The sequence below is a fragment of the Hymenobacter citatus genome (genome assembly GCF_014333615.1).
Lineage (GTDB): Bacteria > Bacteroidota > Bacteroidia > Cytophagales > Hymenobacteraceae > Hymenobacter > Hymenobacter citatus.
The window spans coordinates 102,228-117,082 of sequence record NZ_JACSCY010000007.1 but is presented as its reverse complement, the minus strand read 5'-3'; the positions used below and the strand labels follow the sequence as shown (position 1 = coordinate 117,082).

General features: G+C 57.2%; 11 protein-coding genes. 5 read left to right on the top strand and 6 right to left on the bottom strand.

The genetic code is table 11. The features are described from left to right. Positions 1 to 175: 175 nt before the first annotated feature. Entirely contained in the window at positions 176 to 697 is a 522-nt protein-coding gene (locus H8B15_RS11080) for a hypothetical protein (RefSeq protein ID WP_187319754.1), read from the top strand. 97 nt (positions 698 to 794) lie between these two features. Here H8B15_RS11080 and H8B15_RS11075 read toward each other — a convergent pair whose 3' ends face one another. Then, positions 795 to 1,091 carry an HPF/RaiA family ribosome-associated protein gene (locus tag H8B15_RS11075; protein ID WP_187319753.1) on the bottom strand — a complete coding sequence of 99 codons (297 nt, stop codon included), beginning with the start codon at positions 1,089 to 1,091 and terminating at the stop codon, positions 795 to 797. Between the two features lie 207 nt (positions 1,092 to 1,298). On the opposite strand from H8B15_RS11075, the gene H8B15_RS11070 reads away from it, so the two are divergent. Then, complete coding sequence (locus H8B15_RS11070; RefSeq protein ID WP_187319752.1) at positions 1,299 to 2,168, top strand: helix-turn-helix domain-containing protein; 870 nt, start codon at positions 1,299 to 1,301, stop codon at positions 2,166 to 2,168. A 104-nt stretch (positions 2,169 to 2,272) separates the two neighbouring features. After that, the gene (locus H8B15_RS11065; RefSeq protein WP_187319751.1) at positions 2,273 to 3,133 is read left to right on the top strand and encodes an SDR family oxidoreductase; all 861 of its coding nucleotides are present in this window, start codon (positions 2,273 to 2,275) and stop codon (positions 3,131 to 3,133) included. Positions 3,134 to 3,192: 59 nt separating this feature from the next. On the opposite strand, the gene H8B15_RS11060 is transcribed toward H8B15_RS11065, so the two are convergent. From H8B15_RS11060 to H8B15_RS11050, 3 genes are read right to left on the bottom strand one after another with little or no spacing between them, the layout of a single operon-like run. Further along, positions 3,193 to 5,418 carry a xanthine dehydrogenase family protein molybdopterin-binding subunit gene (locus H8B15_RS11060; RefSeq protein ID WP_187319750.1) on the bottom strand — a complete coding sequence of 742 codons (2,226 nt, stop codon included), beginning with the start codon at positions 5,416 to 5,418 and terminating at the stop codon, positions 3,193 to 3,195. Further along, positions 5,419 to 6,411 carry an FAD binding domain-containing protein gene (locus H8B15_RS11055; protein ID WP_187319749.1) on the bottom strand — a complete coding sequence of 331 codons (993 nt, stop codon included), beginning with the start codon at positions 6,409 to 6,411 and terminating at the stop codon, positions 5,419 to 5,421. Positions 6,412 to 6,418: 7 nt separating this feature from the next. Next, on the bottom strand, positions 6,419 to 6,949 hold the full coding sequence (locus tag H8B15_RS11050; RefSeq protein WP_187319748.1) for a (2Fe-2S)-binding protein: 531 nt from the start codon (positions 6,947 to 6,949) through the stop codon (positions 6,419 to 6,421). Positions 6,950 to 7,469: 520 nt separating this feature from the next. Between H8B15_RS11050 and H8B15_RS11045 the strand changes: the two genes are divergently transcribed. Then, a complete protein-coding gene (locus H8B15_RS11045; RefSeq protein WP_187319747.1) occupies positions 7,470 to 9,200 on the top strand; it encodes a GH39 family glycosyl hydrolase in 1,731 nt (576 codons plus the stop codon). A gap of 93 nt (positions 9,201 to 9,293) precedes the next feature. Beyond that, positions 9,294 to 11,270: an AAA domain-containing protein gene (locus H8B15_RS11040; protein ID WP_187319746.1), complete on the top strand. Its 1,977-nt coding sequence runs from the start codon at positions 9,294 to 9,296 to the stop codon at positions 11,268 to 11,270. Positions 11,271 to 11,333: 63 nt separating this feature from the next. Here H8B15_RS11040 and H8B15_RS11035 read toward each other — a convergent pair whose 3' ends face one another. Beyond that, positions 11,334 to 12,863, bottom strand: coding sequence for an ArnT family glycosyltransferase (locus tag H8B15_RS11035; RefSeq protein WP_187319745.1), 1,530 nt, complete (start codon positions 12,861 to 12,863; stop codon positions 11,334 to 11,336). A 380-nt stretch (positions 12,864 to 13,243) separates the two neighbouring features. Then, positions 13,244 to 14,854, bottom strand: coding sequence for a catalase (locus H8B15_RS11030; protein WP_187319744.1), 1,611 nt, complete (start codon positions 14,852 to 14,854; stop codon positions 13,244 to 13,246). Position 14,855: the final 1 nt, after the last annotated feature.

The window sequence follows — 14,855 nt, the reverse complement described above, 5'->3', positions numbered from 1 at the left end:
GATTTTGTGAGCGGGTAGCTGTTCTTCCTCACTGTGTATGAAGAATAGCTACCCATTCAATTGCCTTTAACCTGGCTAGCATCAACTTGAACGATTAGCGGTCCGATAACTTTCACCAACAGGCAGGCGTAGAGATTGGTATATCACTGTCAATCTATCATTTACCCTGCGCCCTATGTTCTCTCGTCAGTCTTTGCTCCTGTGGTGGGGTCTCACCGTCACCATTGCCTACCTCATCACCCAATACATCGGCAATACCATGGAACACGGCCACAGCGCGGTGCTCTGGACCTGGGGAGTAGCTATGGCCATCCCTACCCTGATGACGCTGCTGATGGGCAAGGATACCAACGCGCTGATTTGGGTTTGGGTACTGATTACGGCCGCCGCCACGCTGGAAAACGTGTGGGTGCACGCCACCCAGTCGAAAGCTCTGATGCCGTTCAGCTACCACGCGCTGTGGTGGGTTTTTGGGGCCGTGGGCTTCGGCTATACTGCCGCCGCGGTGGAGGGCGCCGACCGCAAGCGGATGTACGCCATCGTCGCGGCTCTGCACGTGGTAGGGGCCATTATCATGCTGATCGACAAAGAGTTGATGAAAGGCTACGAGTACATTGTACTGGCCCTCATTCAGGGCGTGCCAATGCTGCTGGACGTGCCGTTGCGCAAACGGCAACACGCCGCGGCTACGGCGTAAGGCGCAGCCCGTACTCAACTGCTAACGAAGTGGTTGAAGTAAATTCAAAAAGCCCCGAAACCAAGTGGTTTCGGGGCTTTTTTGGGTCTATCACCTGTTAGTCCACAAATTGTCGACGCAGCTTTTCGCTGGCGTCGCGCAGGCCTGCGCCCCACGAGCCGGCCGCGGCTTCGGCAAACAGGTCTTTGCCGGGAATGCCCAGGCGCCAGCGTACTACCTTGTTGGTTTCGGGATTGTGGCCATCCTCACGCAGGTACACGTCGGCGGCAACGATATCCTGCCGGAAGCGCATCACGCGGCGCAACTCGCTTTCTACCTGGTTTACAATTTCTGATGTTTCTTGAAAACCAACGGTTTGCAAATCCATCTTTACGTTATCAATGTTATACTCCATGGTGATTGGATTGGGTGGTTGAGAAGGGCGTGGCGCCGCGCGTTTGAGCAAACGGGCACTGCCCTTTTGTGGCGTATACTGACTCGAAAAGCGTCGTATCAGTATACTTACAGATGAGTTTCTGATTTAGTTAACGCAGCAGACCGGTATTGGTTTTTCTTGGTGCTGTGCCCTACCCTGCTCCTGTACCCTCACTGGTGGTTCATTATGACGACTCCTATTCCTACTTATTCGCTCCGGTATTTTTCCGGCTCGGTTGATGCCCCGGCCGACGTGTTTTTTCTGGATGAACACACGCATACCGACGGCCCGCCGCTCTACACGCCGTACCGGGGCACTTACTACAAAATTGGGATCTGCCTGCGCGGCACACTGGAGCTGAAGGCAAACCTGGAAACCTACACTATTGACCCTAATTGCCTGATGCTCATTACCCCACACGTGATTAAAGAATGGACGGCCATGTCGGAAGACCACGACAGCCTGTCGGTCTTTTTCACCAGGGAGTTTATCACGAGCCATACTACCGTGCCCACCGACAGCTTCCATTTTCTAGAGAACATCACCCGGCACGTGCTGCCACTGTCGGATGCGGAGGCAGCCGCCATTACGTCTTCACTGCGCTTTCTACAGCAGAAATTTCCTACCCCACACCCGTACCGTGAACAAGTCATCAGGAGCCTGATTAACAGCTTGCTGTACGAAGTAATTGCCCTATACGAGCAGCAACACGCGGTGCTACAATCCACCCAAACGCGTAGTCAGCAGCTCGCTTCTGCGTTTAAAAACCTGGTAAATATGCATAGTGTGGTAGAGCGCAGCGTGAAATTCTACGCCGACCGGCTGTGCATCACGCCCAAGCACCTCACCGAAACCCTGAAGGAAACCACTGGCAAAACCGCCAGCGCCTGGATAGAGCAAGCGGTGTTGCTGGAGGCCAAGGCCCTACTGCAAAATCAGCAGCTATCAGTGGCGCAGATTTCCGACTTGCTGCATTTCGCCGATCAATCGGCCTTTAGTCGGTTTTTCCGAAAAAGCATTGGCCTCTCGCCCACAGCCTATAAGCAAGCCGGATAACACCGCTTCCCGACTTCTGGCCCAATTTTGCCGCCGTTTGGCCCTTCCGCCCGCTTGTGGTAGGTGGCACCTTTGCAGTACACATTTCACCTAACGTACTGTATATGATTCTCATCACTGGTGCTACTGGCCATATTGGCATGGCCGTTATTCAACAACTGCTGACTAAACTTGCTCCCAGTCAGGTGGCGGGCCTGGTACGCAACGCTGCCAAAGCGGCGCCTTTGCAAGAGCTGGGCATTGCTACTCGCCTGGGCGACTACGACGACCCGGCTGCGCTGGAACGCGCCATGCAAGGCATCGACAAGGTACTTCTCGTGTCTGGCGGGGGCGACGACCACGGCCTGCAACAGCACTACAACGTGGTAGATGCCGCCAAAAGAGCCGGCGTTTCGTGCATTGCCTACACCGGCCGCGCCTTGCAAGACCGCGACAGCCTGGCCAACGAATTGATGGTAAGGCATTTTCAAACCGAAGATTATATAAAGGCCAGTGGATTGCGCTATGTGTTGTTTCGCAACATTCTGTACATGGATACGCTGCCGCAGTTTGTAGGTCCTGCTGTGTTCGAGTCAGGCATCAACCTACCCGCTAGCGAGGGTAGGGTTTCCTTTGCCCTGCGTAGCGATATGGGCGAAGCTATTGCCAATGTATTGGCTGAAGGCGACTGCGAAAACCGCACTTATACATTCACCAACACCGAAACGTATTCTTTCGCCGATGTAGCCGCCGCGCTCAGCGAGCTATCGGGCAAGGAGGTGCGCTATACGGCCCTTGCTGATGAGACTTTTGCAGCGAACATGAAGGCCCGCAACGTGCCCGAAAGCGTTACGCGATTTGTCCTCGGCTTCATGACAGATATCAAGCACGGTCAGGAATCAGTAGTCAGTGATGAGTTGCAACAGGTGCTCGGCCGCAAGCCAGCTTCTCTGCAAGAAGGACTAAAAACGTTGTTTGCTCTGTAAAAAGAAAGCCCCAGAACCATATGGTCCTGGGGCTTTCTTCAACAATAAAATCAACTGAATTACAGCAGCTTGTCCAGTGTAATAGGCAGCTCGCGCACGCGCTTGCCGGTGGCATGGTATACGGCGTTGCCAATGGCAGCGGCTACCCCCACAATCCCGATTTCGCCCAGTCCTTTGGCGCCCAACGGGTTCACAATGTCGTCGTGCTCTTCTACAAAAATCACGTCGATGTCGTGGATGTCGGCGTTGACGGCTACGTGGTACTCAGCCAGGTTGTGGTTCATGAAGCGGCCGAAGTGGTGGTCGAGCACGCTTTCTTCTTCCAGGGCCATGCTAATGCCCCATACCACACCACCCAAGATCTGGCTGCGGGCTGTTTTGGGGCTGATAACGCGGCCGCCGGCAATAGCGCTTACCACGCGGCGCACGCAGATTTGGCCAAGGTCCTCATCCACTTCTACTTCCACAAACACCGCCGAGTGCGTGTTGCGGGCGTACTGCATCTGCTTGAGCATGTTGGGCATGGTGGTGGTTTCTTCTTCGATGAAGTTTACCTCGCCAGCACGCATGGCCTCTACGATGGAAACACCCGAGGAATAGTCGCCTTTCAGCTGCACCTTGCCTTCCACAAACTCTACCTCGTCAAAGCTGGCGCCCGACAGCGGCGAGTCTTTCACGTCTTTGGCCATCTTGAAAACCTTCTTGGCCACGGCTTCGCAGGCCTCTTTCACAGCCGAGCCTACAGAAGCTACCGTCCAGGAGCCGCCTTCCAGCGGTGCTACGGGTAGGGTCGTATCGCCTAGCTTGAAGGTTACGGCATCGAGGGGTAGGCCCAGGGTTTCGGCGGCAATCATGGTCATGGCCGTGTAGGTGCCCGTGCCGATATCGGCCGTAGAGCTACCTACCACCAGCTTCCCATCTACCGACAAATTGGCCTTGGCAGCCGATTTCTGCTGCTGCGCATCCCACATACCGGTGGCTACGCCCCAGCCAATGAGCTTGGTACCCTCGCGCATGGAGCGGGGTTGTGCGGGCCGCTTAGCCCAGCCAAATCTGGCGGCACCCTGGGCATAACAAGCGCGTAGCTCCTTGCTGGAGAATGGCTTGCCTTCAAACTCGTTTTTCTCAGCGTAGTTCTTCAAACGCAGTTCCAGCGGGTCGATGCCTACCTTGTATGATAGCTCGTCGATAGCCGTTTCGAAGGCGGCGATACCAGTTACAGAACCCGGCGCGCGCATATCCAGCGGCGTGTAGGTGTCGAGATTGCGCAGATAGTAGCCCAGCTCCACGTTGTCGCAGTGGTAGAGCATGCCGGCCCAGTTCACCACTACCTCCGTGTACTCCTCGAAGCGCGAGGTTTCGCCCAGGGCTTCGTGCTTGATGGCTTGTAGCAACCCATCTTTGGTAGCACCCAACGACACGGTTTGCAGCGTGGCCGGGCGGTGCCCAAAGGAAAACATCTGCTCGCGGGTAAGCACCACGCGCACCGAGCGGTTCAGCTCGCGTGCCGCCATCACAGCCAGATAGAGCTGGTATTGCGGGCGCAGGCCCGAACCGAAACCGCCCCCCATGTAGGGGTTAATCACGCGGGCTTCTTCCTTACTCAGGCCGAAGATGTTGGTCACATAGGTTTGGCTGTTCGCCACGCCCTGCGTCTTATCATAGATTTTCAGCTTGCCATCTTCTTCTACAATCACCGTGGAGGCAAACATCTCCATGGGGTTGTGGTGCTCGGGCATGTGGTAGTATTCGGCCTCAAACTGCACCTCAGCGTTTTTGTACGCTTTGGCAGCGTTGCCGCGGCTTTTGGGCGGCGTAAAGCCGGTTTTGCCGGTAGGCGCTTTGTGGCCTTTGGGCTTCTTGCGCAGGTTGGTTTCCGGCGTTTCGGCCTTGTATTCCACTTTCACCAGCGAGGCGGCGTAGCGGGCCACCTCAAACGAGTCGGCTACCACCAAGCCAATCGGCTGCATGCTGAACTGAATTTCGGCGCTGTAGAGCGGCTTAAACTTTTCGCCCACCGGCGAGTCGTCGTCCTTGAACTTGCGGTCGAAGTAGGCCGGGCGTGGCGCGTTTTCGTGGGTGAACACCTGCAACACGCCGGGTAGGCTGAGCGCGTCGGAGGCGTCAATTTTGGTGATTTTGCCCTTTGCGATGTCGCTGGAAATCACGTAGCCGTAGGTCAGGCCGGGGGTGTTGAACTCGGCGGCGTACTTCGCCTCGCCGGTTACTTTGGCGCGGCCGTCTACGCGGCGGGTAGAGCGGCCAATATGGGTAGTAGCTGCCATTTAGTGTTGTCCGTTAACGGCCATCGTCAGCGCCCGTACGATGGCGCGCTTAGCCAGTTCAATTTTGAATGTATTGGAGCCGAATCCTTTCGCGCCTTCTAGCAGCGAAGCGGCTACCCGCTCGAAGTTTTCCTTCGTGGCTTTCTGGCCTTTCAGCAGGTCCTCGGCCTCGGGCTTGCGCCAGGGCTTGTGGGCCACGCCGCCCAGGGCCACGCGAGCTTCTTTAATGGTGTCGCCATCAAGATCCAGCGCTGCCGCTACTGACACCAGCGCGAAGGCGTAAGAGGCCCGGTCGCGCAGTTTGAGGTAGGTGAAGTTTTTGGCAAATCGCTCACCATCGGCCGGTAGGTCGATGCTGGTCACAATTTCGCCGGGCTTCAGGTTGTTGTCGCGCTCGGGCTCATTGCCAGGCAGACGGTGGAAGTCGGCAAACTCAACGGTGCGTTCTCCCTCAGTGCCCGTCACGTTCACGGTGGCCTTCAGGGCTGCCAAGGCTACGCACATGTCGCTGGGGTGGGTAGCAATGCAGCTCTCGGAGGTGCCCAAGATGCCGCACACGCGGTTGTAGCCGTTGATGGCCGAGCAGCCCGAGCCGGGCTCGCGCTTGTTACAAGGCGTGGCCGTATCGTAGAAATAGTAGCAGCGGGTGCGCTGAAACAGGTTACCACCGTCGGTAGCCATGTTGCGCAGCTGCGCCGAAGCGCCGGCCAGAATAGCCTTGCTCAGCAACGGGTAGCGCTCTTCCACGCGCTCATCGTAGGCGGTGGTAGCGTTGGTAGCGAGGGCGCCCAGGCGCAGGCCCTTGTCGGTGTCCTCAATCTCTTTTAGTGGCAAACGTGTGAGGTCCACGAGACGAGTCGGGCGCTCCACGTTGTATTTCATCAGGTCCAGAATGTTGGTACCTCCAGCAACGAACTGAGCCGTCTGGTTATTCGAGACTTCGCGGGAAGCCGTTTCAACGGCGTCGGCGCGGGTGTAGGAAAAGCTGTTCATCGCAGGATTACTGGTTGGGTTGGCACTTGTGCAGGGCTTGCTCTACAGCGGCCACAATGCCCACGTAGGCACCGCAACGGCAGATGTTGCCGCTCATCAGCTCGCGGATATCATCAGCAGTTTTGGCCTTGCCTTCGTTGATGAGGCCCACGGCCGAGCAGATCTGGCCCGGCGTACAGTAGCCGCACTGAAAACCGTCGTGCTCAATGAAAGCTTCCTGCACCGGGTGCAGCTCGTCGCCCTTGGCTAGGCCTTCAATGGTTGTAATTTCATTGCCATCCTGCATCACGGCTAGCGAGAGGCAGGAGTTGATACGCGTGCCGTTTACGAGTACCGTGCAGGCGCCACACTGGCCGTGGTCGCAGCCTTTCTTGGTGCCCGTGAGGTCGAGGTACTCGCGCAGCAGGTCCAGGAGCGAGGTCCAGGGGGCTACTTGCAGACGTTTCTGCGTGCCGTTGATGGTCAGGGTGATGGTTTCCAGCGGCGGTAGCGCCACTGCCACATCCCCGAGGGGTTGTTGGGTTACGTTTGTGCTCATCGAGCAATAGGTTTTAGGTGAGTGGACGAATACGAGGGCCCGGTGCGGGACCGCGCAGGCAAGCGGTGCGTACGGTGGGCTTCCTACCCTACCTGCTACCTATACGCGCCTCCTGACGAGCGTAGCAAGGCGTGCCGTACTACCCAAAACCGCGCGCCAGCCAGGCCCTTGGTTTTCGGCTTTATTCCTACGCCAGTCTTTTTGGCTTAGTTAACTAGATTCATTCTAGGAAGAGCAGCGTATCTCACTACTAAGGCGTTATATACTTTGTCACACAACGCTCCTATCCTCTTTATTATATTTATTAATTATCTGTATATAAAATAGTTATGCAACACACAAGCTCAGCTTTAGGGGCGAGGGGCACCTGGTTTTCGCCTACCCATGGCACAGCGGTGGGTAAAAGACGAGCCAAGATTATTTTCGGCATTATCGCAAACACGCTGTCTGCTTAGTCCTGTACTGCCCGCAACTTTCTATCTTCCCGTTGTCTGCTACTTTCTCCTACCCCTGCCCAGCTATGCCCTTCTCTACCCTTTCTCCTGCTCCATGGTACAATCGTCTTGCCGAAACCGGGCTACTGACCGGTCTACTTCTGCGGGCAGCTGCTCCTGCCGTGGCCCAGCAGCCTGCGGTGCCTGTTACCATCACCGTAGACGTGGCCAAGTCCCTGGCACCTATGCAGCCTATGTGGGCCTACTTTGGCTACGACGAGCCCAACTACACCACCATGAAGGACGGGCAGAAGCTACTCACCGAGCTGGCTGCCCTCAGCCCTACCCCCGTGTACGTGCGCACCCACAACCTGCTAACGACCGGCGACGGCACGGCGGCCCTAAAGTGGGGCTCGACCAACGCCTACACCGAGGATAAAAAAGGCCGGCCGGTGTACGACTGGAAGATTGTAGACGGGATTTTTGATTCGTATATCAGTCGCGGCATGAAGCCCATTGCCCAGATTGGCTTCATGCCTGAAGCACTCTCGACGCACCCGGTTCCCTACCGGCACCACTGGAAGCCCGGCGACAACTACAACGACATCTACACGGGTTGGGCCTACCCTCCCAAGGACTACGCGAAGTGGGGGGAGCTGGTGTATCAGTGGGTGAAGCACTGCGTGGCACGCTACGGCGAGACGGAAGTGCAGTCGTGGCCCTGGGAGCTGTGGAATGAGCCCAACATCGGCTACTGGAAAGGCACGCCCGAGGAGTACCAAAAGCTGTTCGACTACACCGAGCAGGCCGTACACCGCGCCTGCCCTGCAGCCCAGCTGGGTGGTCCCGAAACCACCGATCCGCGCGACCCCAAAGCCGCTGCTTTCCTGCGCAACTTCCTCACGCACTGCGTGAGCGGCACCAACTATGCCACCGGCAAAACCGGCACCCGCCTCGATTTCATCACCTTCCACGCCAAGGGCCGCCCCCAGGTGGTAGACGGCCACGTGCGCATGAATATGGGCGTGCAGCTGCGCAACGCTGTGGAGGGCTTCAAGGTGGTGGCCGAATTTCCTACCCTAAAAAACCTGCCCATTATCATTGGCGAGAACGACCCTGAGGGCTGCGCGGCCTGCTCCGTGGAGCTGAGCCCCCAGAACGCCTACCGCAACGGCACCATGTACTCCAGCTACACGGCCGCTTCCTACGCCCATCTCTACGCGCTGGCTGCCCAGTACCAGGTAAACCTGCGCGGGGCCGTGAGCTGGTCGTTCGAGTTTGAGAATCAGCCCTGGTTTGCGGGCTTCCGCGACCTGGCCACCAACGGCGTGGACAAGCCCGTGCTGAACGTGTTCCGGATGCTGGGGCTGATGGGCACCGGGCACCGCGTGCAGGTAACCAGCCCTACTGCCCTACCCCTCGCCGAAACCGCCAACCCCGACCGTAGCCCCCAGCCCGACATTAGCGCCCTGGCCGCCACCGACGCCCGCTCGGCCAGCGTACTGGTTTGGAACTACCACAACGACGACCTACCCGCCCCGCCCGCCGAGGTGGAGGTAGTGCTGCGTGGTCTCACTGTCCCGCAGGCCCTGCTCCAGCACTACCGCATCGACCAGGACCACAGCAACGCCTACGCCGCCTGGCAGCGCATGGGCTCTCCACAAAACGTGTCGGCGGAGCAGCGTGCTACCCTGGAGCAAGCAGGTCAGCTAGCTCTACTGACCTCGCCGAGTTGGGTGAGCAGCAAGAACGGAGAAACCGTGTTGCACTTCACCCTACCCCGCCAAGGCGTTTCGCTGCTGCGGCTGAGCTGGTAAGCACCCGCCCAGCAATCCAACATTGTGGCTACTTTTCGCCACTATTTCCCCGATTTCGTTGTTAGCAACGAAATACTTAATTCTCTACCCCGTTTGGCTGAACAACCTACTTATACCGATCCGTACGTTATTGAAAAAGAACTGCGCCACACCCAGGCTTTGCTGAAGCTGGAGCAGCAGGAAGACCTGGAGCAGTTCAAGATCAAGAGCGCCAAAACCACCATTGCCGAGCGCCAACAGCGCGGCCTGACGTGGTACCCCGTCAAAATCACGCAGGAAGACATTGGCTTCGGCGGCAAGCTGGTGCTGGAGTTGGAGCGCCCGGCGGGTCAGCAAGGCCTGCATTTATTTCAGGTAGGCAAGAACGCCGCGCTATTCGGCAACATTCCCAACCGCTCGGGCTCCGACCGTCCTACCCTCAATGGGGTTATTACCAGCGTAAAGCGTAACAAAATCACGCTTGCCACCACCAAGGAAGACCTACCCGACTGGGTGGACGACGGCAAGCTGGGCGTAGACCTGACCTTCGACGAGGTAAGCTACCGCGAGATGGAGTACGCCCTGGGCAAGGTGATGGGCGCCTACGAATCGCGACTCGCTGAGTTACGCGACGTGCTGCTGGGTGCCCGCCCCGCCCGTTTCCGTCCCGATAGCGAGGTGCAGCCCTACTACCCTTCGCCCCTCAACGACTCCCAGCTCGCGGCCGTGCGCCACGTGCTGGCGGCCCAGGATGTGGCTATCATTCACGGTCCGCCCGGTACTGGCAAAACCACCACACTAGTGCAGGCCATTCTGGAAACCATCCGGCGCGAGCGGCGCGTGCTAGTGTGCGCACCCAGCAACACGGCCGTGGACCTCTTAACCGAAAAGCTGGCTGAGCGCGGCGTGAACGTGATTCGGATGGGTAACCCCTCGCGGGTGTCGGACTTGCTGTTGCAGCACACCTTGGATGCGCAGATTATGGCCCACAAAAGCTACGCCGAGCTGCGCTCGATGCGGCAGACAGCGGAGCAGTATCGCGCCGAGGCCAGCAAGTTTAAGCGGCATTTTGGCTGGGAGGAGCGCGAGCAGCGCCGCCACCTCAAGCAGCAGGCCCACGATTTATTGCAGGAGTCGGACCAGCTGGAGCGCTACATCACGGAGGATTTGCTGGAGCAGGTGCAGGTAATTACCTGCACGCTGGTGGGCGCCAGCAACCGCGCCATCCGCCACCTCACCTACGAAACGGTGTTTATTGATGAGGCCGCGCAGGCCCTGGAGCCGGGCTGCTGGATTCCGATTGGCAAGGCCAACCGCGTGGTGCTGGCCGGCGACCATCAACAGCTACCGCCTACCGTGAAAAGCGAAAAGGCCACCGCCCTGCGCGAAACGCTGTTCGAAAAGTGCATCAAGCGCCAGCCCGATACGGCCCGCATGCTGCAAGTGCAGTACCGCATGCACGAGTTGATTATGGAATTCAGCTCGGAGCAGTTTTACGACGGCAAGCTGATTGCCCACGACACCGTGGCCCACGCCGACCTTTCGGCTTACGACCTGCGCTTTGCGCCCGACGTGGCCGTGGAGTTTCTGGATACAGCTGGCTTTGGCTTTCTGGAGCTAGGTATAGCCGAGAGCCGCTCGGTGGCTAACCCCGAAGAGGCTAACTTGTTGCTGAAACGCCTGGCCGAGTTGCTAGCTGTGTACGCGCCCGAGGAGCACCAGGAGGACCTGCTGACGGTAGGCGTAATTGCCCCCTACCGCGCCCAGATCAATTACCTCAAAGACGCGGTGGAAGACCTGCCCGAGCTGGCCGAGATGCTCACGCACCGCCTGCTCAGCATCGGCACCGTCGATTCGTTTCAGGGCCAGGAGCGCGACATCATCTGCATCACCATGACGCGCAGCAACAGCCAGGGCGACATCGGTTTCCTCTCCGACATCCGCCGCATGAACGTGGGCATGACCCGCGCCCGCAAGAAACTGCTCATCGTGGGCGACTCCAGCACGCTGGGGTCGCATCCGTTCTACAAGGCCTTTCTGGACTACACAGAACTGATTGGAGCGTATCGCACGGCGTGGGAAATGCAGTAAGTAGCAGCAGAAAGCGCCCCTTTTCTCATAGAAAAGGGGCGCTTTCTCTTTATAGATTATAGATTAGCGCTGTTTTTTCAGCAGTACTGTAGTGCAAGAGGTTGAGTCTAATAACGATTGGGTTTCAAATCTCACGTTGATAGCCGCTTTATCCTGGTCGCCACATACCACAACAACATCTCCTACTTTCATCTCTTCCAACTGCGAACCAAGCACTGAGGTCATTGTGTGACCATACCGCCTTTGGGCCGCCATCTTATAAAACAAGATGGCAGCGTGGTAATTGGAGGAAGTATATACTTTGTAATTCGTAATCTGTGGTAGACGCTCGGCCATGTGTCTGATTTGAAGCCCATGCGCATGAAACGCATCCTTCTGTTTGTATTCTTGTCGCATTTTGATCTTAGCACGCGTCAGGCTTACCGGGGCAGCAAAAACAGCCAGCATAAATAAAGCACCCACAAATACAGCACCTACAGTTCCTTCTTTCTGCTGCTGTACCGCCATCAAATTCTCAGCCAAGCGCCCTATGCTCAGCCCAACTAGCATGGCGGCTACGGGGTACACAGGCATATCATACCACAGTAGTTTTGTGCTGGAACTGCTGATAATCACCAAGTGCACTAGCACTAGTAAAGCCACGTAGAGAGCAAAGCGCTTATGCTTACTTTTGCCCTCCTGGCGCCAGATGTGGAGAAAAATAAGTGGAAATACGAGTACCCAGGGCCAGAACTTCTCATCGTACATGTTGCTCAGGTGCCAGTACCAAGGGCGCAGATGCCCCTCTAAGGTGGTTAGCATCCGTCCTCCCAATTCATTTTCCGATACCGCTTTCAGATAGCCTGGATTGTAGTGCTCGCGCGCCAGATAGTAGCTTGTGACTACCATAATAGCCACTATTGCGCCCCCATACACCTCCGGCCGACGGAGCAGCCACAGGAAACGCTTCTGCGTGACGGCATACAAAGCGAAGGCGGGTAGCCAGAACAGGCCGGCTACGCCTTTCGTCAGTACGGCTAGCGTCAGGGCAATGCTGGTCCAGATGAAAGAAGACCGTTTGCCTTCTTCTATGTAGCGGAAAAAGTTTAGCGCTGCAACGGTTACCCAAAGCGTCAGCAGCGTATCGTAATCGCCTGTGCGGGCTCCATGTATATCGTTGTAGCCAATGGTGGTCATCAGCAACAGGACCGCACATATTCCTGCCCAAATACTGTTCAATTGCCGCCAACAGAAGGTATAGATAACCCCAACGGTGCCCACCGCGGCTAGCATAGTAGGCAGCCGAAACGCGGTTTCGGAATAGCCCAAGAAGCGAAGCGACAGCACCTCCAGCCAGATAAGCAGGGGCGGCTTTGTGTTCCACATATCAGGCTGCCCCGAGAAATACGTCACCAGCCAATGGCCATTGTGCTCCATTTCGGCCGCATTTACGGCTAGGCGCCCCTCATCCCATACATAAATAGGCAAAGACCCTACCCTATCGATGAGCAACAGATAGACCAGGGGTAGCAAGGCTACCCCAACCACATAGGGCAACCAAGTAGGTTGGCGTGTCTTGATGGTGGATGGAGTAGGGATAGTTGGCAAAGGCATTATATAACTACTTGATGTACAAACTATTCAATAGATTATGTAGCACCTGTGCTACCTATTCATATCAGCCAAATAGGCATTGCAAACGCATAAACGATTACGAAGCTACTACTCACTAGCATTTGTTACCTGCATTAGGTCCAGAAAAAGCGGTAACGGCTACATATGCCAGCCGACGAAAAAGGAAAGCGTACTTGGTCTAATTGGCTGGATTGAATGCGCCGATAGTATTTCTAGTTAGTATGAGAGAAATCAACTTCTTAACTTAAAAAAGAGCCCCTACCTCAGTCCTGAAGTAGGGGCTCTTTTTAGATCTAGTTTCCCTCTCCCGAAGGATTCCGCGCATCAAGCGGCGAGGGCAGGGCTAGGGGGTGGGGTGTTTATTCCGCGCCGTGGGGCATCTTATCCACTGGCTTTGGCGGGGCATATTTAGCATGAAGCGGCTTCATTTGGCCGTTCAGTTCGTGGCCTTCCACTTGCACACCCAGGCCGGCCGATACACCTTTGCCGAGTTTCTCATCCACCTTGAACCACAGCTTCAGCTGGCGCTCGATGATTTCCTTGCGCTTGGGGCCCTCGATGCCGTCCATGTGGGCCACGATGTTCTTGATGGTGTCGTCCTGGGCTTTTTCCGTCATCAGGCGGAACAGGTCGCCGGGCTGGGTGTAGTGGTCGTCGTCGCCGGGGGCGTTGCGGTCGTAGCGGCGCACCTCGGTGGCTTCTACGGGGTAGGCAAACTCCTGCACGCTCTTGTCCTCAGTGGGGCCGTTGAAGGAGTTGGGGAAGTAGTTGGGGCCCGAGCCACCGTTGTTGCCCAGAGCCATGGCGCCGTCGCGGTGGTAGTTGTTGTGGCTGGCCGCTTTGGGCGCGTTGGCGGGCAGAAATTCGTAGTTCACACCGACGCGGTAGCGGTGCGCGTCGGCGTAGCTCAACAGGCGGGTTTGCAGCATCTTATCCGGCGAGAAGCCAATGCCATCTACCACGTTGGAAGGCGAGTAGGCGGCTTGCTCTACAAAGGCGTGGTAGTTTTCGGGCATGCGGTTCAGCTCGAAAATCCCTACCTCCTGCAACGGGAAATCGGCGTGGGGCCACACTTTGGTCACGTCAAACGAGTTCCACTTATAGGTAGCGGCCTGCTCGTCGGGCATGGTCTGGATAAACATCTTCCACTTCGGAAAGTCGCCGCGCGTGATGGCGTCGTTCAGGTCGTTGGCCGAGAAATCGGGGTCGAGGCCCGCCATTTCGATGGCTTCAGCATCCGTAAAGTTCTTGATGCCCTGCTGGGTCAGGAAGTGGAATTTCACCCACGTGCGCACGTTATCGGCATTAAACATGGAGAACGTGTGCGACGAGTAGCCGTGCATGTGGCGGATGCCATAGGGCGTGCCCCGGTCGCTCATCAAAATGAGAACCTGGTGCAGGCTTTCGGGCATCAGGCTCCAGAAATCCCACATCATGGTTTTGCTGCGCATATTGGTGCGCGGGTCGCGTTTCTGCGAGTGGATGAAGTCGGGAAACTTCAGGCCGTCCTTCACGAAGAACACCGGTGTGTTGTTGCCTACCAGGTCCCAGTTGCCGCCTTCGGTGTAAAACTTCAGCGCAAAGCCCCGTGGGTCGCGGTTGGTATCGGCCGAGCCCCGCTCGCCGGCCACCGTGCTGAAGCGCGTGAGCATCTCGCAGGTGTTACCCACTTTGCTGAACAGCTTGGCGCGGGTGTACTTCGTGATGTCGTGCGTGACGGTGAAGGTCCCGAAGGCCCCTACCCCCTTGGCGTGCACCACGCGCTCGGGAATCCGCTCGCGGTTGAAGTGGGCCAGGCGCTCGAACGCAATGTAGTCTTCCTGCAATACCGGCCCGCGCCGGCCCGCCGTGATGGAATTTTCAATGTCGCTGACGGGGCGGCCGGCGTCGGTGGTGATGTGCTGGCCGTTGCTCAAATCGGCGGGATGGGGCGAGTTGGGCGTGTCGAACTTTGGTGGGCTTTTGGCCATG